The organism is Pseudomonas prosekii, assembly GCF_900105155.1.
GTDB classification, from domain to species: domain Bacteria; phylum Pseudomonadota; class Gammaproteobacteria; order Pseudomonadales; family Pseudomonadaceae; genus Aquipseudomonas; species Aquipseudomonas prosekii.
In genome coordinates, this window is record NZ_LT629762.1 from 5,222,609 (window position 1) to 5,244,569 (window position 21,961).

Consider the following 21,961-nt stretch of genomic DNA (forward strand, 5'->3'; position numbering starts at 1 on the left):
CATGGCAACAATCAAGGATGTGGCGGCGCTTGCGGGCATTTCCTACACCACCGTGTCTCACGTGGTGAACAAGACGCGGCCGGTCAGCGAGGAAGTGCGGGTCAAAGTCGAAGCGGCGATCAAGACGCTCGACTACGTGCCCAGCGCCGTCGCGCGGTCGTTGAAAGCCAAAACCACGGCGACCATCGGTTTGCTGGTGCCCAACAGCCTCAACCCGTACTTCGCCGAACTGGCCCGTGGCATCGAGGATTACTGCGAGCGTAACGGCTATTGCGTGATCCTCTGCAACTCTGACGACAACCCGGACAAGCAGCGCAGTTATTTAAGGGTGTTGCTGGAAAAACGCATCGACGGCTTGATCGTCGCCTCGGCCGGTGGCGACGCCGGACTCGCCGAGGGCCTCGCGGCGGTGCGCACGCCGATGGTGATTGTCGACCGTGGGCTGCAAGGGGTGAATGCCGATCTGGTCCGAATTGACCACGAATACGGCGCCTATCTGGCGACCCGGCATCTGCTCGAATTGGGCCATCGTGACATCGCCACCATCGGCGGGCCGGCGGATACCAGCGTGGCGCAAATGCGTCTGGCGGGTTATTGCCGGGCGCTGAAAGAGGCGGGCGTCGATGTGCCGCGTGAGCGCATGCTGGAAAGTGATTTCACCAGCACCGGTGGTTACAACGCCGCTGCGACTCTGCTGGAGAACAATCCGCCGAGCGCCATTTTTGCCGGTAACGACATGATTGGTATCGGCGTGTTGCGCGCGGCCGCCGAGCGCAATATTCGCGTACCCAACGAGCTGTCGGTAATCGGCTTCGATGACATTCAAATGAGTCGTTATGTGTACCCGGCACTGACCACCGTCGGCCAGTCGATCCTGCAACTCGGCGAAATGGCCGCCGAAGTCTTGTTGCGAAGGATTGCCACGCCGGCCCTGGCCACCGATCAACGGATCGTGACCCCGAGTATTGTTTTGCGAGAATCGACTGCGCCGCTGGCCGGCGTGTTCGCCCAGCTTCGCTAATAAGCAGCGCTGAAACCGAATTGATGAGTAGTGACGTATGCCCGCAAAAGTAGTGGTAATAGGCAGCTTGAACATGGACCTGGTCACCCGCGCGCCGCGCCTGCCGCGTGGCGGTGAAACGCTGATCGGCCAGTCGTTTTCAACCGTCTCCGGCGGCAAAGGTGCGAATCAGGCTGTAGCGGCGGCTCGACTGGGCGCTGAAGTTTCGATGGTTGGCTGCATCGGCTCCGACGCCTACGGGCAGCAGTTGCGCAACGCGTTGTTGGCCGAGCAGATTGATTGTGATGCCATCAGCATCGTCGACGGCGCCAGCGGTGTAGCGTTGATCGTTGTGGATGACAACAGCCAGAACGCGATCGTGATTGTCGCAGGCGCCAACGGTGCTTTGACGCCGGGTGTAATCGATCGTTTTGACTCCGTGTTGCAAGCGGCAGACGTGATCATCTGCCAACTGGAAGTGCCGGACGCGACGGTCGGTCATGCGTTGAAGCGCGGGCGTGAACTGGGCAAAACCGTGATCCTCAATCCCGCACCCGCCAGCCGGCCGTTGCCTGCGGATTGGTACGCTGCCATCGACTACCTGATCCCTAACGAAAGCGAAGCGGCGGCGCTGAGCGGTTTACCGGTGGACTCGCTGGAAACCGCCGAGACGGCCGCGACGCGATTGATCGGCATGGGCGCCGGTAAAGTCATCATCACCCTTGGCGCTCAAGGCTCGCTGTTTGCCGACGGCCAAGGCTTTCAGCATTTCCCCGCGCCCCAAGTGCACGCCGTGGACACCACGGCGGCTGGCGATACGTTTGTTGGCGGTTTTGCTGCGGCGTTGGCGTCCGGGCAATCCGAAGCCGAGGCGATCCGTTTCGGCCAGGTCGCGGCGGCGCTGTCGGTGACCCGGGCCGGTGCGCAACCTTCTATTCCTACCTTGTCCGACGTACAGGCATTTAAAGCACCATGAAAAAGACCCCTTTGCTCAACGTCGCGCTGTCGCGGCTGATCGCGTCTCTGGGCCATGGCGACATAGTCGTGATCGGCGATGCCGGTCTGCCGGTGCCGCCGGGCGTCGAACTGATTGATCTGGCGCTGACCCACGGCATTCCGGATTTCGTCAGCACGTTGAAAGTTGTGCTCAGCGAAATGCAGGTCGAAAGCCACGTCATCGCCCAAGAGATTCTTGATAAAAAACCAACGGCCTTGGCGGCTCTGGATCAGCTGAATGCCGACGGTGAGCTGGGCCGGCGCGAGCTGCTCAGCCATGACCAATTCAAAGTCCTTAGCCGACAAGCACGGGCGATTATTCGTACAGGCGAATGTCAGCCGTACTGCAACATCGTGTTGGTGTCCGGGGTAACGTTCTAACTCGCTGTTTCCTTCTATGCTTTCCCACGCACAAGGAGTGCGCTATGCACCGCTATGCTCAGAAACTGCATCATCTGCTTCGGAGTCTGCTGCTCTTGTCTTTCATCACCGCAACAAGCGCCCAAGCGGCGGAAAAGATCGACCTGATCATCGACACCGACCCGGGTGCCGACGACGTCGTTGCCTTGCTGTTTGCGCTGGCTTCGCCGGAAGAACTGAACATCCGCGCACTGACCACCGTCGCCGGCAACGTGCGCCTCGACAAGACTTCGCGTAATGCGCGTCTGGCGCGGGAGTGGGCAGGGCGCGAAGAAGTGCCGGTCTACGCTGGCGCGCCGAAACCGCTGATGCGCACGCCGATCTATGCCGAGAACATCCATGGCAAGGAAGGCCTGTCGGGTGTCACGGTTCACGAACCGAAGAAGGGTTTGGCTGAAGGCAACGCGGTCAATTACCTGATCGATACCTTGAAAAACGCCAAGCCGCACAGCATCACCATCGCCATGCTCGGCCCACAGACCAACCTGGCACTGGCGCTGATTCAGGAACCCGAGATCGTGCAGGGCATCAAGGAAGTGGTGATCATGGGGGGCGCGCACTTCAACGGCGGCAATATTACCCCAGTGGCCGAATTCAACCTGTTCGCTGATCCGCAGGCTGCGGAAGTGGTGCTCAAGAGTGGCGTCAAGCTGACTTATCTGCCGCTGGACGTGACCCACAAGATCCTCACCAGCGACGCGCGCCTGAAGCAGATCGCCGCGCTGAACAACAATGCGGGCAAGATCGTCGGCGATATTCTCAATGAATACGTCAAGGGCGACATGGAACATTACGGTATTCCGGGTGGCCCGGTGCATGACGCGACCGTCGTTGCTTACCTGCTGAAGCCGGAGCTGTTCACCGGTCGTGCGGTGAATGTCGTTGTTGATAGCCGCGAAGGCCCGACCTTTGGCCAAACCATCGTCGACTGGTACGACGGCCTGAAAGCGCCGAAAAACGCCTTCTGGGTCGAGAATGGCGATGCTCAAGGCTTCTTCGACCTGCTGACCCAGCGTCTGGCTCGTCTGAAGTAAGCTGCATGCCCGCAGGTGCCAGCCTGCGGGTTTTTACTCCCTGCCTGAACCCACCAAGCCAAGATAATTGGCCGGGTATTTTTCGAATACCTGGGCGATGAACGATTGCGCGGCTTGCGTTCCCAACTCCTTGACCAGCAGGTCGATGCCAATGATTGCCAGTTCTTCCGGGCTGCCGGGGCTATAAGAACTGTGACCCTGAGGCCACTTGGCTTTGATGTCGGCGTCGATGCTTACGGTGGTCATGATGGCGCTCGTGAAGTCGGGAATGTCTGAGTGTCGAGTTAACCATTTTTGTCTGGCGTTTGGCACTCCGACTTAGGCATGAGGGGAGGGCTATGCGACACTTGGTTCTTTGATGGATTTTCAAGGACCGCGCTGTGCAGATCGATTTGAATAAACCTGACGCCTTGACCCTTGAAGCCGTGCGCCAATTGCTGGCCTCCGCCAGCGATGACGAGCACACCCAATTGCGCGTGACCAGAGAAGGCATCGCTTACATTTCGTCAGGCGTGGTGGGCGGCACCGACATTGGTGGGCTGCTGTTTCGTCTTGAGACGTGGGCCAAGGGCTCGGGTTACGTAGGATTGGTCGCGGCCAGCGATGAAGTCTGGGTCATGCAGATCTACAATGCATTGAAAGAGAACTGGCCCAAGACACCGTTCGACTACATCGATATCTATTGAGCGCTGTTCATATTCAGTCACGATTGAGTGATGAATGACACGGTAGTGCTCAGGCAAACTCGCTGATTGTCCAATCCTGCGGCGCGCTGATAGCGCTGTCCCGTGAAACCAAACGCAGGATCGGCGGTCGCACGAACTCAGCTTATCTATTGAATAAAGGAGGCTTCATGCCTTGGAAGCTCGCCTCATTGGGTACTTTGTTGGCCGTCGCCATGCTGGCCGGTTGCAGCACATCCTCCACCGAGTCGACAGCAACTGATGCTGTGGCGACCGAGACCGGTCATAGCCGCTGTGATTCGAAGGCTGCAGAATTCACCATCGGCAAAAAAGCTTCGCCAGAATTGCTGGAGCAGGCACGTGCTCGCGCAGGTGCGCAGAATGCCCGGATCCTCAAGCCTAGCGACATGGTGACTCTGGAATACCGTTCCGATCGCCTGAATCTCAATACCGACGACAACCTGGTAATCACGCGCATCAACTGCGGCTGATCTTTTCAGGCTTTTGTTGCGCGCATAAAAACCCCGTCACATGGACGGGGTTTTTTTAGTGCGCCAGAAACTTACTCTGGGCGGACTTGTGCAGCTTGCATACCCTTTTGGCCTTTCTCAGCCACGAAGGAAACGGTTTGGCCTTCTTTCAGGCTTTTGAAACCGTCGCTTTCGATAGCTTTGAAGTGTACGAACAGGTCGTCACCGCCACCTTGAGGAGTGATGAAGCCGAAGCCTTTTTCATCGTTGAACCATTTAACGGTGCCGGTTTGGCGATTAGACATGGTGTATCTCCAAGAAACATATATTTTCAGTAGTACTGTGCTGCTCAGGCCAACTGGGCACACGGGACTATCATAGTCGAAATGTACGATTTGGGAGCCCCCCGCGGGTGCTGTTTACCCCATAACCGTCCATTCTTTGTTGCTCAATCTGGCTGAAAGCCCCGATTTAAAAGGCTTTCAGCCGAAAGTAAAGACGATGAAAAAAAGCTGTAAAACCTGCAAAATTTGTCAGAAAAGACGCTTTTTGGAGGCGTTTCATCGTCTGTCAGCGTCCTCAAAGCGCATTTTGACGCTTACTTTTTCGGAGCCGTATCGGCTTTGCACGCGGCAATTTTGCCCAGTGCCTTCTGTTGCAGTTCAGGCGTTGCCTTGTTGTCCATCAATGCCTGAATGTCTTTGGCCGGATACGACTTGATCGCGTCGGCGCCACAAGCGCAGTGCGCCTTGGCGGCTGCGGCGCCAATCTGTGGAGTGGCGGCCTGAGTGCACTGAGCCATGTATTTATCGCGCTCACCCTTTGGCCAGTCTGCGTGGGCAGCCAGTGGCAGCAACAGGGCGATGGGTGCGACGACTGCGAACAAACGATTCAGACGCATGCTGGGATGCTCCTTGTGGGTCAATGTCTTGTTATATGAGGGGTAAAGCGGCGTTCTAGTTCATCACTCTGGCATAAAACGGCTGATTTGCCTTGGCACAAAAGCTCGTTGCCGCGATGACCGTTCATCTGTGCTAGCATGCCCCGCTCGGGCTTTTGCAGGCTCCGGCTGACTTTTCGTCCCGGCAGCGGCAACGACCGAATAACCCTGATTTGAATCCCAGTCACTCTGGTTCGGTTTTCCGGTTGGCCGCAAGGCTCCTGCCGCTGTAAGGCAGGCGTTCGTCATTGAATGGCCTGGATCGGATCTTGTACTGGCTCATCCCAACCCACGTGACCTTTGGTAGGGGTCACCACTAGGAGAGGAGGCGCCATGCCAACTATTACTCTTCCCGACGGCAGTCAACGTTCATTCGATCACCCGGTTTCCGTAGCCGAGGTCGCTGCATCCATTGGTGCAGGCCTGGCCAAAGCCACCGTGGCCGGCAAGGTCAATGGCAAGCTGGTTGACGCCAGCGACATCATCGACAGCGATTCCACGCTGCAAATCATTACGCCAAAGGATGAAGAGGGGCTGGAGATCATTCGCCACTCTTGCGCCCACCTGGTTGGCCACGCGGTCAAGCAGTTGTACCCGACCGCCAAGATGGTCATCGGTCCGGTCATTGACGAAGGCTTCTATTACGACATCGCGTTCGAGCGTCCTTTCACTCCGGACGATTTGGCCGCGATCGAGCAGCGCATGCAGCAGCTGATCGAAAAAGATTACGACGTGATCAAAAAAGTCACTCCGCGCGCCGAAGTGATCGAAGTGTTCAAGGCCCGTGGCGAAGATTACAAATTGCGCCTGGTCGAGGACATGCCGAACGAGCAGGCCATGGGTCTGTACTATCACGAAGAATACGTCGACATGTGCCGCGGCCCGCACGTGCCGAACACGCGTTTCCTGAAATCCTTCAAGCTGACCAAGTTGTCCGGCGCCTACTGGCGCGGCGATGCCAAAAACGAGCAATTGCAGCGCGTTTACGGCACTGCCTGGGCTGACAAGAAGCAGCTGGCGGCTTACATCCAGCGCATCGAAGAAGCTGAAAAGCGCGATCACCGCAAGATCGGCAAGCGCCTGGGCTTGTTTCACACCCAGGAAGAAGCGCCGGGCATGGTTTTCTGGCACCCGAACGGCTGGACTCTGTACCAGGTGCTCGAGCAGTACATGCGCAAGGTTCAGCGCGACAACGGCTATCTGGAAATCAAAACTCCGCAGGTCGTGGACCGCAGCCTGTGGGAGAAATCCGGGCACTGGGCCAACTACGCCGACAACATGTTCACCACGCAGTCGGAAAACCGCGACTACGCGATCAAGCCAATGAACTGCCCATGCCACGTGCAGGTGTTCAACCAAGGCTTGAAGAGCTACCGCGAGCTGCCAATGCGTCTGGCCGAATTCGGTGCCTGCCACCGGAACGAGCCGTCGGGTGCGTTGCACGGCATCATGCGTGTACGTGCTTTCACTCAGGACGACGCGCACATCTTCTGTACTGAAGAGCAGATGCAGGCCGAATCCGCTGCTTTTATCAAGCTGACCATGGACGTTTACGCCGACTTTGGCTTTAAAGACGTCGAAATGAAGCTGTCCACTCGTCCGGAAAAACGCGTAGGTTCCGATGAATTGTGGGATCGCGCTGAAGCGGCATTGGCTGCAGCCCTTGATAGCGCTGGCCTGCCATACGATCTGCAGCCAGGGGAGGGCGCGTTCTACGGTCCGAAGATCGAATTTTCGCTGAAAGATTGCCTTGGCCGTGTCTGGCAGTGTGGTACCCTTCAGCTCGATTTTAATCTGCCTGTCCGTCTGGGAGCCGAATACGTCTCCGAAGACAACAGTCGCAAGCACCCGGTAATGTTGCACCGGGCGATCCTTGGATCCTTCGAACGTTTTGTCGGAATCCTGATCGAGCACTACGAGGGCGCGTTCCCTGCGTGGCTTGCTCCGACCCAGGCAGTGATCATGAACATCACTGACAAACAGGCTGATTTCGCCGCTGAGGTTGAAAAAACTCTCAACGAAAGCGGATTTCGTGCCAAGTCTGACTTGAGAAATGAAAAGATCGGCTTTAAAATCCGCGAGCATACTTTGCTCAAGGTTCCCTATCTCTTGGTTATCGGAGATCGGGAAGTCGAGATGCAGACTGTCGCTGTGCGTACTCGTGAAGGTGCTGACCTGGGCTCGATGCCCGTCGCCCAGTTCGCTGAGTTTCTCGCGCAAGCGGTTTCCCGGCGTGGTCGCCCAGATTCGGAGTAATTACTATTAAGCGTGAAATGAGACAAGATAAACGAGCTGCACCGAAAGCCCCGATCAACGAGAATATCTCGGCACGTGAGGTTCGGTTAATTGGGGCTGAGGGCGAGCAGCTTGGGATTGTGTCAATTGAAGACGCGCTTCTTAAGGCTGAAGAAGCCAAGCTCGATTTGGTGGAAATTTCCGCCGATGCTGTACCCCCTGTCTGCAAGCTGATGGACTACGGCAAATCGATCTTCGAAAAGAAGAAGCAGGTTGCCGCAGCCAAGAAGAACCAGAAGCAGATTCAGGTTAAAGAAATCAAGTTTCGTCCAGGGACGGAGGAAGGGGATTACCAGGTAAAACTGCGCAACCTGGTACGTTTCCTGAGTGATGGGGACAGGGCCAAGGTATCCTTGCGATTCCGCGGCCGTGAGATGGCCCACCAGGAGCTGGGGATGGAACTCCTCAAGCGAGTTGAAGGTGACTTGCTCGAGTACGGTTCGGTCGAACAGCATCCTAAGATGGAAGGACGCCAGCTGATCATGGTCATCGCCCCGAAAAAGAAGAAGTAATCATTTGGGCACGGCAGGCCTACTGATTATGTTTATCAACTGAATGCGGAGTATCCGAACATGCCAAAAATGAAAACTAAAAGTGGTGCTGCTAAGCGGTTTCTGAAAACTGCTAACGGTATCAAGCACAAGCACGCTTTCAAGAGCCACATCCTGACTAAAATGTCGACCAAGCGTAAGCGTCAACTGCGCGGTAGCAGCTTGCTGGCACCGTGTGACGTGGCAAAAGTCGAGCGCATGCTGCGCCTTCGTTAATTTAGTCAAGAATAGAGGAAGTAACTCATGGCTCGTGTAAAGCGTGGCGTCATTGCCCGTAAACGTCACAAAAAAATTCTGAAACTTGCTAAAGGCTACTACGGCGCTCGCTCGCGCGTATTCCGTGTTGCCAAGCAAGCGGTAATCAAGGCAGGCCAATACGCCTACCGTGACCGTCGTCAGAAAAAACGTCAGTTCCGCGCTCTGTGGATCGCTCGTATCAACGCTGGTGCACGTATCAACGGTCTGTCCTACAGCCGTTTCATCGCCGGCCTGAAAAAAGCGTCCATCGAGATCGACCGCAAGGTTCTGGCTGATCTGGCAGTGAACGAAAAAGCGGCGTTTGCTGCGATTGTCGAGAAAGCTAAAGCCACCTTGGCTTAAGTATCCCCGACAGTCACCCGGCCTCATCTTTGTGGGGCCAGGTGTTAAACGTCATAAATAGGGGAAGAGCCTTCAAGCTCTTCCCCTATTTTGTATCTGGAGTCTGTACATGGAAAACCTGGATGCGCTGGTCTCTCAAGCACTAGAGGCTGTGCAAAGCGCTGAAGATATCAATGCCCTGGAGCAAATCCGGGTTCACTACCTTGGCAAAAAGGGTGAATTGACTCAGGTGATGAAGACCCTGGGAAATTTGCCGGCAGAAGAGCGTCCGCAAGTCGGCGCCCTGATCAACGTCGCCAAGGAGCGCGTCACAGAGGTTCTCAATGCGCGCAAGGCACTGTTTGAAGAGGCCGATCTGGCCGCCAAACTGTCCGCCGAGTCGATTGACGTGACCCTGCCTGGCCGCGGCCAGACCTCGGGTGGTCTGCATCCGGTTACCCGCACTCTCGAACGTATCGAACAGTTCTTCACCCACATTGGCTACGGCATCGCCGAAGGCCCTGAGGTCGAAGACGACTATCACAACTTTGAAGCGCTCAACATCCCAGGCCATCACCCGGCCCGGTCGATGCATGACACCTTCTATTTCAATGCCAACATGTTGCTGCGCACCCATACCTCGCCGGTACAGGTCCGCACCATGGAATCGAAACAGCCGCCGATCCGCATCGTCTGCCCAGGCCGTGTGTATCGTAGCGACTCGGATATCACCCACTCCCCGATGTTCCACCAGGTCGAAGGCCTGCTGGTCGACCGCGATATCAACTTCGCCGACCTGAAAGGCACTATCGAGGAATTCCTGCGCGTGTTCTTCGAAAAAGAACTGGCCGTGCGTTTCCGTCCTTCGTATTTCCCGTTCACCGAGCCATCCGCCGAAGTCGACATGGAATGCGTGATGTGCAGCGGTAAAGGCTGTCGTGTCTGCAAACAGACTGGCTGGCTGGAAGTCATGGGCTGCGGCATGGTTCACCCGAACGTGCTGCGCATGTCCGGGATCGACCCGGAAGAGTTCTCGGGCTTTGCCTTCGGCATGGGCGTTGAGCGTCTGGCCATGCTGCGTTACGGCGTGAACGACTTGCGTCTGTTCTTCGACAACGACTTGCGGTTCCTCGCGCAATTTCGCTAGTCGTAACGAATTCTTAGGAGAGCAGGATGAAATTCAGTGAACAATGGCTGCGCGGCTGGGTAAGCCCGCAGGTAAGCCGTGACGAGCTGGTTGCTCGTCTGTCGATGGCCGGTCTTGAGGTCGATAGCGTTACGCCGGCCGCCGGCGAATTCACCGGTGTGGTGGTGGGCGAGGTGCTGAGCACCGAGCAACACCCGGACGCCGACAAGTTGCGCGTGTGCCAGGTCAGCAATGGCTCGGAGACTTTCCAGGTCGTTTGCGGAGCGCCGAACGTGCGCCCGGGCCTGAAGATTCCGTTCGCCATGATCGGTGCCGAACTGCCGGGCGACTTCAAAATCAAGAAAGCCAAGCTGCGTGGCGTTGAGTCCAACGGCATGCTGTGCTCGCAAGCCGAGCTGCAAGTTGGCGAAGGCAACGACGGCCTGATGGAATTGCCGGTCGATGCACCGGTTGGTCAGGACATTCGTGAATACCTGGGCCTGGACGATGCCAGCATCGAGGTCGATCTGACCCCGAACCGCGGCGATTGCCTGTCCCTGGCCGGTCTGGCCCGTGAAGTCGGCGCGCTGTACAACGCCGAAGTCACCCGTCCGGTAGTTGCTGTTGTGCCGGCCGTGCACGACGAAGTGCGTTCGGTCGAAGTGCTGGCGCCCGCCGCTTGTCCGCGTTATCTGGGTCGTGTGATCCGTAACGTCGACCTGTCCAAGCCAACACCGCTGTGGATGGTCGAGCGTTTGCGCCGTGGCGACGTGCGCAGCATCGACGCCGCCGTCGACATCACCAACTATGTGATGCTCGAACTGGGTCAACCGCTGCACGCGTTCGATCTCGCTGAAATCAATGGCGGCATTCGCGTGCGCATGGCCGAAGAAGGCGAGAAGCTGGTTTTGCTCGACGGTCAGGAAGTCAGCCTGCGCAGCGATACGTTGGTAATCGCCGACCACACCCGCGCCCTGGCAATCGCCGGCGTCATGGGTGGCGAGCACAGCGGCGTCAACACTGCGACCACGCGTGATGTATTCCTCGAAAGCGCGTTTTTCGACCAGATTGCTGTCGCCGGCAAGGCCCGTTCCTACGGCCTGCACACCGACGCTTCGCATCGTTACGAGCGTGGCGTGGACTGGCAGCTGGCCCGTGAAGCCATGGAGCGCGCGACTGGCCTGCTGCTGGAGATCACTGGCGGCGAAGCTGGCCCGATCATCGAAACCGTCAGCGAACAGCATCTGCCGTCGATCGCCCCGGTGACATTGCGAGCGCAGCGCATCACGCAGATGCTGGGCATGGAAATGGACCCGGTCGAAGTCGAGCGTCTACTCAATGGCCTGGGCCTGAACGTTAGCGCCGATGGAGCAGGGCAGTGGCGCGTAGAAGTGCCAAGCCATCGCTTCGACATCAGCCTGGAAGTTGATCTGATCGAAGAGCTGGCCCGTCTGTACGGCTACAACCGTCTGCCGGTTCGTTATCCGCAAGCCCGCCTCGCGCCGCAAGCCAAGGCTGAAGCTCGCAGCGACTTGCCTGAATTGCGTCGTCTGCTGGTGGCACGTGGTTATCAGGAAGCGATCACTTACAGCTTCATCGATCCGAAACAGTTCGAACTGTTTAATCCGGGCGTTGAACCGCTGCTGTTGGCCAATCCGATTTCCAATGACATGGCAGCCATGCGTTCGTCGCTGTGGCCAGGCCTGGTTAAATCGCTGCAGCACAACCTTAATCGTCAGCAGGATCGCGTCCGTCTGTTCGAAAGCGGCCTGCGTTTCGTCGGTCAACTGGACGGCCTGAAGCAAGAGCCGATGCTCGCCGGTGTAGTCTGCGGCAGCCGTCTGCCGGAAGGCTGGGCGCAAGGGCGCGATGTCATCGACTTCTTTGACATCAAGGCTGATGTTGAAGCAGTGTTGGGCTTTGCCGGTGCACTGGATTCGTTCGCGTTCGTCCCGGGCAAACACCCGGCGCTGCACCCGGGTCAAACCGCGCGCATCGAGCGTGAAGGGCGCCTCGTAGGTTTTGTCGGCGCGATTCATCCTGAGCTGTCGAAAACCCTCGGTCTCGACCGTCCTGTATTTGTTTTCGAGCTGGTTCTGGCTGAAGTCGCGTTGGGTAAAATGCCTAAATTCCAGGAGTTGTCGCGTTTTCCTGAAGTGCGACGTGACCTTGCGCTGATTGCCGAAAAAGACGTCGCCGCCAGCGCCGTACTGGACGTAATCCGTGAAAATGCAGGGGAATGGCTGACGGACCTCAGGCTATTTGACGTATATCAGGGTAAAGGCATTGATCCTGATAGAAAAAGCCTTGCAGTCGGCTTGACCTGGCAGCATCCATCGCGCACTCTTAATGACGATGAGGTGAATACCACGACGCAAAATATCCTCACCTCGCTCGAACAAAGGTTGAACGCCACGTTAAGGAAGTGACGTATGGGGGCTCTGACGAAAGCTGAGATGGCGGAACGTCTGTATGAGGAGCTGGGCCTGAATAAACGGGAGGCCAAGGAATTGGTCGAACTGTTTTTTGAAGAAATCAGGCACGCTCTGGAAGACAACGAACAAGTCAAGTTGTCCGGTTTCGGCAATTTCGACCTTCGGGACAAACGCCAGCGGCCTGGCCGCAATCCGAAAACGGGTGAAGAAATCCCGATCACGGCTCGCCGTGTGGTCACCTTTCGTCCAGGGCAGAAGTTGAAGGCCCGAGTTGAGGCTTATGCTGGAACCAAGTCATAACGACGAGCTACCCGTCATCCCAGGCAAACGCTACTTCACCATTGGTGAAGTCAGCGAGCTGTGTGCGGTAAAACCGCACGTGCTGCGCTATTGGGAGCAGGAGTTTCCTCAACTCAACCCCGTCAAACGCCGCGGAAACCGCCGGTATTATCAGCGCCAGGACGTGCTGATGATCCGGCAGATCCGCGCGCTTCTTTACGATCAAGGGTTCACCATCGGCGGCGCGCGTTTGCGTTTGTCCGGCGATGAAGCCAAAGACGACACCACTCAGTACAAGCAGATGATTCGGCAGATGATTGCCGAATTGGAAGACGTACTGGTTGTGCTCAAGAAATAAATCCAGTGTTTGAATACTTCCAGTTTTCAAAAGCTTGCGATATATTCTTGAGCGTTCTTCGAGGTGAAGAACAGGTTAAACGCCTAGTCGGGGCGTAGCGCAGTCCGGTAGCGCACTAGCATGGGGTGCTAGGGGTCGAGTGTTCGAATCACTCCGTCCCGACCATATTTTTCAATGACTTAGGCCAATGTTCGCGCATTGGCCTTTTTCATGGTCGGGAGATTTTCGGGGCTTCTCTGATTTTCATGCCTGCCTCCTTTTCAAAATTGTCAGTACCGGTCCACGTGAATCGGTGGCTGATACCATGTTCGCAGCTTCAATCAGATGCCCGAGCTCCGCGCCCGAATAGTGACTGGTGATGCTGCCGTTCTTATGGCCGAGCAAGGCCTTGCGATCTTCTTCAGTTACACCCGCTGCGCGCAGCCTGCGGCCGAACGTGTGCTTAAGATCGTGCACGCGGATTGATAGGTAGCCTGGGTGAGCGGGGAGAAGGTTTTCCTCCTGCCAGAGTTTCGCCGCTCTCACCCGCGCTTTCTTCCAAGCCGAGTCGTTCATCCTGTGCATGGCGTTGCCTTTGTAAGGAAACACCCAGTCGGCACTGATGCCGCGCTGCTGCTCGATAATCGACATCGCTACGCTATTCAGCACAACCAGGCGCTCGTCGCCGTTCTTCACTCCAGACCGCTCATTCCTGCCGCCGAAATCAGAGGGGATTAGGAACACGCTCGCGCCGATCTCCGGCACTGAAATCTCCCACTCCCACCTCAGCTTGCAGACCTCTTGCTCTCGACAACCGGTGTTTACCTTGAACAGGGCCATCTTTTGCAGGTGTGACGGGAGCTCTCCAAAAAGAATCGACTGCTCTCCCCAAGACATAGGGTAGGGCTTCCTGCTCGATTTCTTCTCTTCAAGCTTTGTGAGCATCGGCACGCTATCCAGCCACGGCCGCATCTCATCATCTCGCCATTTCCTGGCACACAACGACAAAACCCGAACCACCCGCTCAATCGATATATTTACCGTTCTGTTGGTGACGCCTTTCTTCACCTTGCCATTTTCAAGTTGCTTCTCCGCCAACCGATCTTTAATAAAAGGCGCAAGCGCTTGGTCATCAATGTGAGTCAGCGGCACTTCCCCGACGAACTCAATCAGCTGAGACAAGTGGTGCGCAGACAGCTTGATCGATGGCTGATCCCTGAATTCAGTCAGGAAGCGCGCCGCCGCATGAGCAAACGTCCGAACCTGCCGCGCGCCGTATACCTTTTCCTGTCGTAGCTGCTCCAGCCGGTGGATCAGGTACTGCTCGGCTTCTTGCCGGTCACCAGTTCCAGTGCTTTCGCGAAATCGCTGGCCCCGGAAGACCTTGTCGATTTGCCAGATACCGCCTTTTTCATAGAGCCCTGAGATTGTTTTTCGCGCCATGGATCTATTCCTTGTTGGCGCTCGCTGCGAGGCCGATTGTTGTCCTGATTGGCCGCCTTTTCAATTGCCATTGACTCGACGTAGGCATCTGCCCACGCGTCGAGCTCGAGCCGATCAAAGCCGATGCCCTGTTTCCCGATCGGGAATTCCCGAACGTTTGGCCTGACCGTTTTGTTGAATTCATCCCGGCACATGCCGAGATAGCCGTAAGCCTCTCCAGCGCGAATGAAGCGCGGGAGGATGGGCGCGACCTGGGCCGCGCTTCGATTGGACATAAGTGCTCCATGCCGCGCGTGGCGGCAGAAGGTGGTGAAAGGTTTATGCTCGTTCGCCGAGATCCAAGCCAATCTGGCTGACTCGATCAACGCAGGCCGGATTCAGCCAGATGCATTCGGTTCGATTGGCGGTGCCGCGCCCGGCGCTAATGCGCGCCGATGTGCTGTAGCTGGCCCAGCCAGGTAGGAGCTCTGCATACAGTTCGCTCGGATATCCCGAAAGCACGACCATTCCTTCTAGCTCGAGCAAAGTACCAAGCAATTCGCGGTGCGCTGCGTCGTCCATTTCATGCCTGTAGTACCGACCGCTCGACGCGCCTTTGTATCTGGTGTCATGCACGTAGGGTGGGTCGACGTAGTGCAACGTCTGCGGACCGTCATGAGCGGTGATGACCTCGATCGCCGGGCGGTTCTCGATCAGCACGCCGCTCAGGCGCTGGCCAACTTCGGCAAGTTGCTCCGGATACGTGGCCCACAGCGATTGCGCCGTGCCGTACTGCCGTTTGGTGTCTATGCGGAAACCGGTAACCCCTTTCGTTGCACCGGCCGATCCGAAGCCCATCTGAGCGCGGATGATCGTCCGTCGCGCTCGCTCAATCGGCTCTGCGCTGGGCTCCCACGACAATTCGAACTCTTCGCGGGAATAGGGCGTGAAGACCAGGCGCTCGGTGAGTCCCGATCGCGTAACTGGATCCTGTAAAACGCGGAACAGGTTCACGATGTCGCCGTCCAGGTCGTTGTAGACCTCGGCGTAGGAACGAGGTTTTTGCATCAGAACGCCGGCGGCGCCGCCGAAGGATTCGACGTAGCAAGTGTGCGGCGGGAAGTGTTGCAACACCCACGGCGCAAGCCGAAACTTGGCACCGTGGTAGCGGATGACCGGTGCAGTAATGGTCATGAGTGTTTTCCAGGTGCGCGCCCGCCGTACACCGGCAGGCTGTGATTAATGATTCGTATATGAGGCGTACTGACGCCTATTGCCCCGTATAAGGGGCTTTCAGGCTTCGGCAGGCTGGTAGGTGGAAGAGGGGTCACTTGCGGCGTTGGAAGTCAGTGCAGCGGACGATCACGGTCTGGCCGTCGCGAGAAAGCGGCGGCATTGTGCTGAAGGGGAGGTGGCTGCAATTGCGGTGTGCGTGGGCGCAGGTGGAGCACATGCCGCCTTTCGGTTGGTGGGTCATCACCGCGGCCCCGAATAGATGAGCCAGGCCATGTAGGCGAGGGCAGAGACTGGGATGATCATGGCGTCACCTCGTCCCGCAGCTCCAAATCTTCGTGAGCGATCTTGAATTTCTCGATGTCCTTGACGCGGTAGAAGCTGCAATCGCAGTTCTTCCGGGCCCAGGCATCAAGCAAATCCTCCAGCTCGGCCTTTGCTTCAGCACTGACGTCCGGGAAGTCATCAGCCCATTCCCCGAGGTCGCTTGAATGGGCGTTGTCGGCCATAGAGTCGATCACGGCGTCCGCGTCCACGAATTCGGCGGGGTCCCCGTAAACCATCAGGCCCCGCTGACATTCATCACCCACTTCCAGTTCGTCGTTCTGATCGAGGAACGAGCACCAGTCAGACACCCAGTCTTCGCCATTGGCGGAGTAGGCGTATTCAGGTTCGGCCGACGCGACGGGCAAAACAGTTTCTTCTGGCATAGCGATTCCTTTGCCGCTATAGCGGCTGACTTTGAAGGGGGGGGTTACAGGTTTTGCGAGAGGAGTACGGATGTACTCCTTTCAGGATTGGGGCACTTCGGTGTGGCGGCGGAAGCCCATCGAGTAGATCAATTCGGCGCGCGCTTGCCCGATGCCATCGATACGCTTGAGCCAGGCTATCGACTCTTCGCGGGATGCCAGCGCTATCGGCGCGGGCTGCTCGACGCCGAGCGCCAGATACGCAACCCACAGACCCTGCACATACTCATCGGCGTAACCGGTGCGATCATCGCCACGGGCCAGGGATCGGCCATCCAGAAAGCCGAACACGGGGTGATTGGTCGCCATTACCCACTTTTCAAAATATTCGCGCTTGCCTTCTGGGTTTCCGCGCGGCCGTAAGCCAGGCGTTCCGAATTGCTCGCAGATCGCCTCCCAGATATCGAACGCACCGCCACCACAGACCCTGGCCTTCTCGGCGATCAGCTCGCCCAACTCATCGCTCAGCTCTCGCGGGAAGCTAATCGTTTGGTTGGTTGTCATACAGCCTCCCTCGTTACCAGATCATGGGCATTCACAGCCGGCTTCGGCGTGAACGTCAGCGTGCCGTCGAGGATCGCTTCCTTGATGGCGTTGAACTCCCACGCGTAGTACTGCGATTCGACGTAGACCCGCATCCCATCGCGGTAGTCGTGCTTCTTGCGCTTGATGAATGCTTCGGCGGCAGCGTGGGTGAAGTGGGCGTTGATGTATTCCCAGCGATCATCCCAGCCGGTCACGGAGTGTTCCGCCAGCTCACCGAGCACATACCACTGATCGTCTTCGCTGGCTTTCATGAACTGGCATTCAGACCAGGCCTGCATCTTTTTATTGAGCTGGCTTTTCTGGTAGCTGGACAGGCCATCCCAGTATTCCTTTACCGAGTACGCCACTGACTCGCCGCTGTCCCAATACACCAGGCGCTTGTCGGTGTAGTCCATGTCCAGTCCGGCGACGATGCGGCGGGCTTCGACAATGAAGATGGCATCTGCGGTGCAATGATCGTGGACCCGCTTCCCCTTGCAGTCATGGCGCAGGCGCTGGACGAAGTCAGACCAAGTCGCAGCGTCGAGATGGTGACCGGTTGCTAAGCTCGGCACCGGCTCAGCGATTTTGTTTTCTGTGGGCATGGGGCGTCCTATCCGGGTCATGCCCGGGCGGTGGAGTGGTTGAGTTGGAAAAAGCCCAAGAGGAACAGCGGGGCGGGCTCTGGCTAATTGGGCACGTATAGACTACGAAGCCAATCCTGGCTCCGGGTCTGCCGAGGAAGCCCGAATGAAATATCTGATAAAGCTGCTTGACCTGATTGCCGCCGGTGTTCGATTGGTTGAAGCAATCATCAGTACGGGCTGGGTGTGATCTGGCGAACGATCCGCTGGCCGATCCAGCGAACGACGGTGACAGCCTTGCTGTTGCCGATCGCCTTGTAGCGGGGGCCGTCCGGGCATTCGCTGGCTGGCTTGCCGCGCCAGGGGATCATGGTGTAGTCGTCGGCCATGCCCTGTAGGCGCTCGCACTCGACGGGAGTGAGGCGGCGCACTGCTGAGCCGCCTACCAACATGGAAATCTCCGTCGCTGGATTGCTGTTGTTACGCATGTTTCCGGAGCGAAGGGTTGGCGAAATATCAGCGACTAAAGGCGCGGCGCGCGACCTGTCGGCGCTAGTGGTGAGTGGCCTGGATACATCTGAGACGGAGAATGTTCCCTCCTTGTAATCGTCGGCCACGAAGCTCTGCATAAAGAAGGTCTCGCTTTCGATGTCGAGTCGGCTGTCTTTGGCGGTGAGCGTCGCTGATCTCTCGATCGATCCGCCCAGGCTATGCCCGCCGAATGCCGGGATGCCGCCGAACATATCAACCGCGGGTCCTTCATCACCTTCGCAGTTCGGGCAGCCGTATTGGCCTAGCGATTCAGCGAAGACGGATCCACATCCGCACTGGAGCGCAGGGCCGAAAGGAGCTGTTCCGGTAACGTCCTGCCCCTGGCCTCGGCGCGGCGCAGAATCCCTGCGCATGCCTTCTCGCTCAAAAAGTACCTCGGTGGGATCGAATCCGTCTCGAGCACTTGCGACAACGAACACACGGCGGCGTCGTTGGGCCAGGCCGAAATATTGGGCGTCCAAGATCCGCCATGCGATTGTTCTTTTGGGTCCATACACACAACCAGCGTCCTGCCATTTTTTCCCTGGAGGCTGCAGCTCGCAGTCTTCCCCAGCAAGCGCGCCAAGAAAGCATCCGAAGGCGTTGCCTTTGTCGCTGAGGACGCCGGGGACGTTTTCCCAGACGATGACGCAGGGCGGCTTTCGCTGGCCTGCTCGAACATAGTCAACTGCATCTGCGAGCTCCACGTATTTGATGGTGAGGGCGCCGCGCGGGTCGAGTAGACCTTGGCGCATGCCGGCGACGCTGAAGGCTTGGCAAGGTGTTCCGCCGACAAGAACATCGGGTGCAGGAATCTTGCCGGCCAGGACCAAGGCTCCGAGCTTTGTCATATCGCCGAAGTTCGGAGTGTTGGGGTAGTGGTGGGCCAGCACCGCGCTGGGGAACGCTTCGATCTCGGCGAACCAGGTAGCGCGCATGCCGAGAGGCTTCCAAGCTAGTGTTGCCGCCTCGATCCCTGAGCAGACCGAGCCGTAAGTGATTTCCATGCGTGGTCCTCGCCGGCTGGCGTGAAGTGATTTTGTGGTTTATATGAATCTCGAATTCAAACTGGCAGGAGGCCAACATGAGATTGCAAAGCGATATCGACGCTCTCGCGGCGATCGAGGAAGACGCTCAAAGGATGCTGAAGCGGTTGGGTATTCCCGACGACAAGCAGAAGCTGGAGGTCGTCATTTGCTTGCGGCAGATCATTGAGTTGGCGAGGTATATGAGCAGCGAGAACTCGGTGCGATAACCGGCTCGTCGACTGGCGTGATTCATAAAGAAGAGGGGGTTATTCGTCGTGACAGATGCGCAACTCTTCGCGTCGGTAGGCGATCTCAAGCTTCGCGCGGCACGAATCGGAAATCGTGATTTTGTGTCGCGGCGGAGTGAGCAGCGGCAGCGCGCCACCCGGGCCAAGCCCATGCAGATGGTGAATCATCAGCGTGATCGCTTCGCCCTGTTCCTCGATGCCGCTCCAGGCCATCAGCTCAGCCAGTGCTTGGCGGGTTCCGGCCATGCAATGCAGTCTGATTTCTTCCTCGCCGCGAGTCTTTCGCCTCGCCGCAGTCTTTGCTGATCGATCTTTCTGCGCGGCTGCCATGGCCTACCTCTTCAATGCCGCTGGCCGGGATTCCCAGCCAGGCTTGTCGTTTGCGTTGCTGGATGCGGACCATTCTGCGCATCAGCCTGTCGCCGGGAAGTTGAGGTCGAATTGATTGATCAGCTTGCGGCAGAGCGTTTCGCTGATCTCCAGATGCTTGCTCGCCCCGTACCGAGACATGCCGGCCGCCTTGCATTCCATCAGCCGAACGGCCAAGGCCTCTTTCTCCGCCGAATTGATGATCCGGCCACGCTTTGATTTGGCCGGTGCGATCCGCCCGTAGCCGTAACGTGGCGGCGGCACATCTGGCGGAAGAAGACTGTCTTTACCGACGCCGCGCGGGATGTGCTGGATCGATCCGTTGGCCGCGAAGAACGCAGCCTTTGCGACATCAAGCTCACTTTGCCGCTCGGTGCTTTTTTCGATAGCCGGGTCCATGTCAGTCTCCTTTCGAGCGACTGTTGATGTTGATGTGGTGAATCTCGGCGAGCTCGCGCAGCACGGCCCGGGTGATTCCCAGCGCCGCGCAGATCTCAGCTTGGGACCGAGTGCCGGCCAGCGCTTTGACCTGAGCGATCATTGAGTCCCTCACTTGGCGGCGGGCATCCATTGTCTTGGCGGTGGGTGTCGAGAACTCGACGCCATGCTCGATGGCGATTCGGTTGAGAGAGCGGGTGGAGCGCCGCAGCGCCTTCGACGCGGCGAAGATCCCAGCGTCAGTGAACTGATGCAGGGCTTGGGCAATGGCCGGCTCTTCGGCCTTGTGGGCGTCCCATCTCATGCTGCGATCCCCAGTACTTTGTTCATGCGCTCATCAAGAATCTCGTAGAACGTTTTCACGCGTTCACCGAGCTTGCGGATCATCACTTCGTCCCGGTAGGCGCGCTTGATGAACAGCGGCATTCCAGGCCAGTAGCAAACAAAGTCGATCCACTCGCGCTCCGATACCCACAGGCCGCCCTGGCACTGCGCGACGTGTTCCTTTGGAATTTTGTCAGAGAGGATTACATCGACCTGAAATTTAGGGAGCTTGGTTTTGATTTCCGTCAGCCCCTTGTCGCCTACCAGCGAATCAGGCGAATAACCAATGCCGTGATTGAGGATAATTGCCACCTGGGTGGTTTTTACTTCCTCGCGCTGCTCGTATAGGTTTCGGCCTACACCCTCCCACTCATGGCCGCGCTCAGTGTGTCGGTTTCCCTGGAAAGGGTCGGCAGCTTCGCCAGTGATGCGCTCACCGATCAGTGTGTTCATATATGTGAAGGCGCCCACGCCAAAGCCAGCCTCACCTTTGCCCTCTACCAGCAGGCAGTCCAGCTCCGAACAAGTTGCGATGCCTAGGCGTAGTGCCAGCCACTCTGGCGAACCCTGCTTAACTTCGGTGATGATTTGCATGTTCGTTTACCCCGCCTGCTGCGCCGCTTTGGCCGCTCTTGAGATTGAGTTGTTCAGACCTGCCACGACGCCATCGAATGCGGGCTTAGCTATCTGTCCGGGGTCGCCATACATTTTCTCGAAGTTGGCGTGGACAGCCTCGCTGCATTTATCCAGCAGCGCCTGAATCTGTCGCGCCTGGGCAGGCGTGACCAGTTGTTCAGATGACTCGACATATCCGTCGTTGTCGTTGTCGTCTCCGCTGGTAATGTTCAGCAGGGCGCACATCACATACCGCTTTCCATACGTCGTGGTCGAACCAACCGATTGAACAGCACTGCGCCCTGCGCCTGTATCAAGAGGCAGGATCATGGTCGTTTCTTCGCGGTGACCGGCTTTATGCATCAGGATGCCGGTGATGCTGACGCCATTGGCCTGGTTGACGATCTTGAATGACACACCAAAGCCAAACTTGGCCATGACCGGGCGCACTGCGTAGTTGATGTCGTCGAGGTCGGCGTACATCTTCTTCGTGTGCGTGTTCTCGGTGCGTTTCTCAACCGAAGGCATTTCGCACTGCATTTCAGCGAAAGCGGCGTTGAAGGCCTCGAGCGCGGTTTTGGCTTCCATCCGATCCTGAAGCTTGATCAGGCGTTCCAGCTTGTCCATGTCACAGCGAGGATCAAGGGCAAGCCGGCTAATGGTCGACAACATGCTGATTTCTTGCGCTGGATGGGCGGCCATTTGGCGATCGCGCTCCAGCGGCATGATGATTTCGGTGGACATACTGGC

General features: G+C 57.6%; 30 protein-coding genes and 1 tRNA gene. 16 read left to right on the forward strand and 15 right to left on the reverse strand.

Annotated features, from left to right (window positions below; translation table 11 throughout):
- Position 1: 1 nt before the first annotated feature.
- Genes BLU01_RS23435 through BLU01_RS23450 form a run of 4 tightly spaced genes read left to right on the forward strand, consistent with a single transcriptional unit; the run spans position 2 to position 3,450 of the window.
- Complete coding sequence (locus BLU01_RS23435) at positions 2–1,021, forward strand: LacI family DNA-binding transcriptional regulator (RefSeq protein WP_092279950.1); 1,020 nt, start codon at positions 2–4, stop codon at positions 1,019–1,021.
- A 37-nt stretch (positions 1,022–1,058) separates the two neighbouring features.
- The gene (rbsK, locus tag BLU01_RS23440; RefSeq protein WP_092279952.1) at positions 1,059–1,976 is read left to right on the forward strand and encodes a ribokinase; all 918 of its coding nucleotides are present in this window, start codon (positions 1,059–1,061) and stop codon (positions 1,974–1,976) included.
- Positions 1,973–2,377 carry a D-ribose pyranase gene (gene rbsD / locus BLU01_RS23445; RefSeq protein ID WP_092279954.1) on the forward strand — a complete coding sequence of 135 codons (405 nt, stop codon included), beginning with the start codon at positions 1,973–1,975 and terminating at the stop codon, positions 2,375–2,377. Before rbsK ends, rbsD begins: the two co-directional genes overlap by 4 nt.
- A gap of 44 nt (positions 2,378–2,421) precedes the next feature.
- Positions 2,422–3,450, forward strand: coding sequence for a nucleoside hydrolase (locus BLU01_RS23450; protein WP_092279956.1), 1,029 nt, complete (start codon positions 2,422–2,424; stop codon positions 3,448–3,450).
- A gap of 33 nt (positions 3,451–3,483) precedes the next feature.
- Here the strand turns inward: BLU01_RS23450 and BLU01_RS23455 are convergent, their stop codons facing one another.
- On the reverse strand, positions 3,484–3,696 hold the full coding sequence (locus BLU01_RS23455; RefSeq protein ID WP_092279958.1) for a hypothetical protein: 213 nt from the start codon (positions 3,694–3,696) through the stop codon (positions 3,484–3,486).
- Positions 3,697–3,830: 134 nt separating this feature from the next.
- Here BLU01_RS23455 and BLU01_RS23460 point away from each other — a divergent pair, with 134 nt between their 5' ends.
- Positions 3,831–4,136 carry a hypothetical protein gene (locus tag BLU01_RS23460; protein ID WP_092279960.1) on the forward strand — a complete coding sequence of 102 codons (306 nt, stop codon included), beginning with the start codon at positions 3,831–3,833 and terminating at the stop codon, positions 4,134–4,136.
- 167 nt (positions 4,137–4,303) lie between these two features.
- Positions 4,304–4,624 (forward strand): I78 family peptidase inhibitor, encoded by a 321-nt coding sequence (locus tag BLU01_RS23465; protein ID WP_092279962.1) that lies wholly within the window; start codon positions 4,304–4,306, stop codon positions 4,622–4,624.
- Between the two features lie 71 nt (positions 4,625–4,695).
- Here the strand turns inward: BLU01_RS23465 and BLU01_RS23470 are convergent, their stop codons facing one another.
- Both BLU01_RS23470 and BLU01_RS23475 read right to left on the reverse strand, forming a co-directional pair.
- Positions 4,696–4,908, reverse strand: coding sequence for a cold-shock protein (locus BLU01_RS23470; protein ID WP_003179963.1), 213 nt, complete (start codon positions 4,906–4,908; stop codon positions 4,696–4,698).
- 293 nt (positions 4,909–5,201) lie between these two features.
- Complete coding sequence (locus BLU01_RS23475; protein WP_092279964.1) at positions 5,202–5,504, reverse strand: hypothetical protein; 303 nt, start codon at positions 5,502–5,504, stop codon at positions 5,202–5,204.
- Between the two features lie 372 nt (positions 5,505–5,876).
- On the opposite strand from BLU01_RS23475, the gene thrS reads away from it, so the two are divergent.
- From thrS to BLU01_RS23520, 9 genes are all read left to right on the forward strand, one after another.
- Entirely contained in the window at positions 5,877–7,799 is a 1,923-nt protein-coding gene (gene thrS, locus BLU01_RS23480) for a threonine--tRNA ligase (RefSeq protein WP_092279966.1), read from the forward strand.
- On the forward strand, positions 7,799–8,350 hold the full coding sequence (gene infC, locus BLU01_RS23485; RefSeq protein ID WP_176469887.1) for a translation initiation factor IF-3: 552 nt from the start codon (positions 7,799–7,801) through the stop codon (positions 8,348–8,350). The genes thrS and infC overlap by 1 nt, the downstream gene beginning before the upstream one ends.
- 60 nt (positions 8,351–8,410) lie before the next feature.
- A complete protein-coding gene (gene rpmI / locus BLU01_RS23490; RefSeq protein ID WP_008145659.1) occupies positions 8,411–8,605 on the forward strand; it encodes a 50S ribosomal protein L35 in 195 nt (64 codons plus the stop codon).
- A 27-nt stretch (positions 8,606–8,632) separates the two neighbouring features.
- Entirely contained in the window at positions 8,633–8,989 is a 357-nt protein-coding gene (rplT, locus tag BLU01_RS23495) for a 50S ribosomal protein L20 (RefSeq protein WP_007905879.1), read from the forward strand.
- Between the two features lie 109 nt (positions 8,990–9,098).
- A complete protein-coding gene (gene pheS, locus BLU01_RS23500) occupies positions 9,099–10,115 on the forward strand; it encodes a phenylalanine--tRNA ligase subunit alpha (RefSeq protein ID WP_007905876.1) in 1,017 nt (338 codons plus the stop codon).
- 26 nt (positions 10,116–10,141) lie between these two features.
- On the forward strand, positions 10,142–12,523 hold the full coding sequence (pheT, locus tag BLU01_RS23505) for a phenylalanine--tRNA ligase subunit beta (RefSeq protein WP_092279968.1): 2,382 nt from the start codon (positions 10,142–10,144) through the stop codon (positions 12,521–12,523).
- Positions 12,524–12,526: 3 nt separating this feature from the next.
- Positions 12,527–12,829 carry an integration host factor subunit alpha gene (ihfA, locus tag BLU01_RS23510; RefSeq protein ID WP_002553164.1) on the forward strand — a complete coding sequence of 101 codons (303 nt, stop codon included), beginning with the start codon at positions 12,527–12,529 and terminating at the stop codon, positions 12,827–12,829.
- Entirely contained in the window at positions 12,810–13,166 is a 357-nt protein-coding gene (locus tag BLU01_RS23515) for a MerR family transcriptional regulator (protein WP_003179985.1), read from the forward strand. The genes ihfA and BLU01_RS23515 overlap by 20 nt, the downstream gene beginning before the upstream one ends.
- Positions 13,167–13,254: 88 nt before the next feature.
- Positions 13,255–13,331, forward strand: a tRNA-Pro gene (locus tag BLU01_RS23520).
- A 78-nt stretch (positions 13,332–13,409) separates the two neighbouring features.
- Here the strand turns inward: BLU01_RS23520 and BLU01_RS23525 are convergent.
- From BLU01_RS23525 to BLU01_RS23555, 7 genes are all read right to left on the reverse strand, one after another.
- Positions 13,410–14,573 (reverse strand): tyrosine-type recombinase/integrase, encoded by a 1,164-nt coding sequence (locus BLU01_RS23525; RefSeq protein ID WP_231987183.1) that lies wholly within the window; start codon positions 14,571–14,573, stop codon positions 13,410–13,412.
- Positions 14,459–14,863 carry a hypothetical protein gene (locus BLU01_RS28115; RefSeq protein WP_231987105.1) on the reverse strand — a complete coding sequence of 135 codons (405 nt, stop codon included), beginning with the start codon at positions 14,861–14,863 and terminating at the stop codon, positions 14,459–14,461. The genes BLU01_RS23525 and BLU01_RS28115 overlap by 115 nt, the downstream gene beginning before the upstream one ends.
- 43 nt (positions 14,864–14,906) lie before the next feature.
- Positions 14,907–15,761: a DNA adenine methylase gene (locus BLU01_RS23535; RefSeq protein ID WP_092279972.1), complete on the reverse strand. Its 855-nt coding sequence runs from the start codon at positions 15,759–15,761 to the stop codon at positions 14,907–14,909.
- A 341-nt stretch (positions 15,762–16,102) separates the two neighbouring features.
- Positions 16,103–16,510 carry a hypothetical protein gene (locus tag BLU01_RS23540; RefSeq protein WP_092279974.1) on the reverse strand — a complete coding sequence of 136 codons (408 nt, stop codon included), beginning with the start codon at positions 16,508–16,510 and terminating at the stop codon, positions 16,103–16,105.
- Between the two features lie 81 nt (positions 16,511–16,591).
- On the reverse strand, positions 16,592–17,053 hold the full coding sequence (locus BLU01_RS23545; RefSeq protein WP_092272605.1) for a hypothetical protein: 462 nt from the start codon (positions 17,051–17,053) through the stop codon (positions 16,592–16,594).
- Positions 17,050–17,679 carry a hypothetical protein gene (locus BLU01_RS23550; RefSeq protein WP_092272602.1) on the reverse strand — a complete coding sequence of 210 codons (630 nt, stop codon included), beginning with the start codon at positions 17,677–17,679 and terminating at the stop codon, positions 17,050–17,052. Before BLU01_RS23550 ends, BLU01_RS23545 begins: the two co-directional genes overlap by 4 nt.
- A 209-nt stretch (positions 17,680–17,888) precedes the next feature.
- Positions 17,889–19,196, reverse strand: coding sequence for a DNA cytosine methyltransferase (locus BLU01_RS23555; protein WP_092279977.1), 1,308 nt, complete (start codon positions 19,194–19,196; stop codon positions 17,889–17,891).
- Between the two features lie 77 nt (positions 19,197–19,273).
- On the opposite strand from BLU01_RS23555, the gene BLU01_RS27805 reads away from it, so the two are divergent.
- Positions 19,274–19,444, forward strand: coding sequence for a hypothetical protein (locus BLU01_RS27805; RefSeq protein WP_167370446.1), 171 nt, complete (start codon positions 19,274–19,276; stop codon positions 19,442–19,444).
- 39 nt (positions 19,445–19,483) lie between these two features.
- On the opposite strand, the gene BLU01_RS23560 is transcribed toward BLU01_RS27805, so the two are convergent.
- From BLU01_RS23560 to BLU01_RS23580, 5 genes are all read right to left on the reverse strand, one after another.
- Entirely contained in the window at positions 19,484–19,795 is a 312-nt protein-coding gene (locus BLU01_RS23560) for a hypothetical protein (protein WP_092279979.1), read from the reverse strand.
- A gap of 81 nt (positions 19,796–19,876) precedes the next feature.
- Positions 19,877–20,233, reverse strand: coding sequence for a hypothetical protein (locus tag BLU01_RS23565; RefSeq protein WP_092279981.1), 357 nt, complete (start codon positions 20,231–20,233; stop codon positions 19,877–19,879).
- Position 20,234: 1 nt separating this feature from the next.
- Positions 20,235–20,576: a hypothetical protein gene (locus tag BLU01_RS23570; RefSeq protein ID WP_092279983.1), complete on the reverse strand. Its 342-nt coding sequence runs from the start codon at positions 20,574–20,576 to the stop codon at positions 20,235–20,237.
- A complete protein-coding gene (locus BLU01_RS23575; RefSeq protein ID WP_092279985.1) occupies positions 20,573–21,190 on the reverse strand; it encodes a YqaJ viral recombinase family protein in 618 nt (205 codons plus the stop codon). Before BLU01_RS23575 ends, BLU01_RS23570 begins: the two co-directional genes overlap by 4 nt.
- 6 nt (positions 21,191–21,196) lie before the next feature.
- Positions 21,197–21,955 carry an ERF family protein gene (locus BLU01_RS23580; RefSeq protein ID WP_197675568.1) on the reverse strand — a complete coding sequence of 253 codons (759 nt, stop codon included), beginning with the start codon at positions 21,953–21,955 and terminating at the stop codon, positions 21,197–21,199.
- Positions 21,956–21,961: the final 6 nt, after the last annotated feature.

Coding starts and splice junctions, on each gene's coding strand:
- BLU01_RS23570 (WP_092279983.1), bottom strand. CDS start 20,576: ATGAGATGGGACGCCCACAAGGCCGAAGAGCCGGCCATTGCCCAAGCC.
- BLU01_RS23470 (WP_003179963.1), bottom strand. CDS start 4,908: ATGTCTAATCGCCAAACCGGCACCGTTAAATGGTTCAACGATGAAAAA.
- BLU01_RS23545 (WP_092272605.1), bottom strand. CDS start 17,053: ATGACAACCAACCAAACGATTAGCTTCCCGCGAGAGCTGAGCGATGAG.
- BLU01_RS23515 (WP_003179985.1), top strand. CDS start 12,810: ATGCTGGAACCAAGTCATAACGACGAGCTACCCGTCATCCCAGGCAAA.
- rbsD (WP_092279954.1), top strand. CDS start 1,973: ATGAAAAAGACCCCTTTGCTCAACGTCGCGCTGTCGCGGCTGATCGCG.
- BLU01_RS23455 (WP_092279958.1), bottom strand. CDS start 3,696: ATGACCACCGTAAGCATCGACGCCGACATCAAAGCCAAGTGGCCTCAG.
- rplT (WP_007905879.1), top strand. CDS start 8,633: ATGGCTCGTGTAAAGCGTGGCGTCATTGCCCGTAAACGTCACAAAAAA.
- BLU01_RS23575 (WP_092279985.1), bottom strand. CDS start 21,190: ATGCAAATCATCACCGAAGTTAAGCAGGGTTCGCCAGAGTGGCTGGCA.
- BLU01_RS23560 (WP_092279979.1), bottom strand. CDS start 19,795: ATGGCAGCCGCGCAGAAAGATCGATCAGCAAAGACTGCGGCGAGGCGA.
- rpmI (WP_008145659.1), top strand. CDS start 8,411: ATGCCAAAAATGAAAACTAAAAGTGGTGCTGCTAAGCGGTTTCTGAAA.
- thrS (WP_092279966.1), top strand. CDS start 5,877: ATGCCAACTATTACTCTTCCCGACGGCAGTCAACGTTCATTCGATCAC.
- BLU01_RS23565 (WP_092279981.1), bottom strand. CDS start 20,233: ATGGACCCGGCTATCGAAAAAAGCACCGAGCGGCAAAGTGAGCTTGAT.
- BLU01_RS23580 (WP_197675568.1), bottom strand. CDS start 21,955: ATGTCCACCGAAATCATCATGCCGCTGGAGCGCGATCGCCAAATGGCC.
- BLU01_RS23465 (WP_092279962.1), top strand. CDS start 4,304: ATGCCTTGGAAGCTCGCCTCATTGGGTACTTTGTTGGCCGTCGCCATG.
- BLU01_RS23475 (WP_092279964.1), bottom strand. CDS start 5,504: ATGCGTCTGAATCGTTTGTTCGCAGTCGTCGCACCCATCGCCCTGTTG.
- BLU01_RS23435 (WP_092279950.1), top strand. CDS start 2: ATGGCAACAATCAAGGATGTGGCGGCGCTTGCGGGCATTTCCTACACC.
- BLU01_RS23550 (WP_092272602.1), bottom strand. CDS start 17,679: ATGCCCACAGAAAACAAAATCGCTGAGCCGGTGCCGAGCTTAGCAACC.
- pheS (WP_007905876.1), top strand. CDS start 9,099: ATGGAAAACCTGGATGCGCTGGTCTCTCAAGCACTAGAGGCTGTGCAA.
- BLU01_RS28115 (WP_231987105.1), bottom strand. CDS start 14,863: ATGTCCAATCGAAGCGCGGCCCAGGTCGCGCCCATCCTCCCGCGCTTC.
- rbsK (WP_092279952.1), top strand. CDS start 1,059: ATGCCCGCAAAAGTAGTGGTAATAGGCAGCTTGAACATGGACCTGGTC.
- pheT (WP_092279968.1), top strand. CDS start 10,142: ATGAAATTCAGTGAACAATGGCTGCGCGGCTGGGTAAGCCCGCAGGTA.
- ihfA (WP_002553164.1), top strand. CDS start 12,527: ATGGGGGCTCTGACGAAAGCTGAGATGGCGGAACGTCTGTATGAGGAG.
- BLU01_RS23450 (WP_092279956.1), top strand. CDS start 2,422: ATGCACCGCTATGCTCAGAAACTGCATCATCTGCTTCGGAGTCTGCTG.
- BLU01_RS23535 (WP_092279972.1), bottom strand. CDS start 15,761: ATGACCATTACTGCACCGGTCATCCGCTACCACGGTGCCAAGTTTCGG.
- BLU01_RS23540 (WP_092279974.1), bottom strand. CDS start 16,510: ATGCCAGAAGAAACTGTTTTGCCCGTCGCGTCGGCCGAACCTGAATAC.
- BLU01_RS27805 (WP_167370446.1), top strand. CDS start 19,274: ATGAGATTGCAAAGCGATATCGACGCTCTCGCGGCGATCGAGGAAGAC.
- BLU01_RS23555 (WP_092279977.1), bottom strand. CDS start 19,196: ATGGAAATCACTTACGGCTCGGTCTGCTCAGGGATCGAGGCGGCAACA.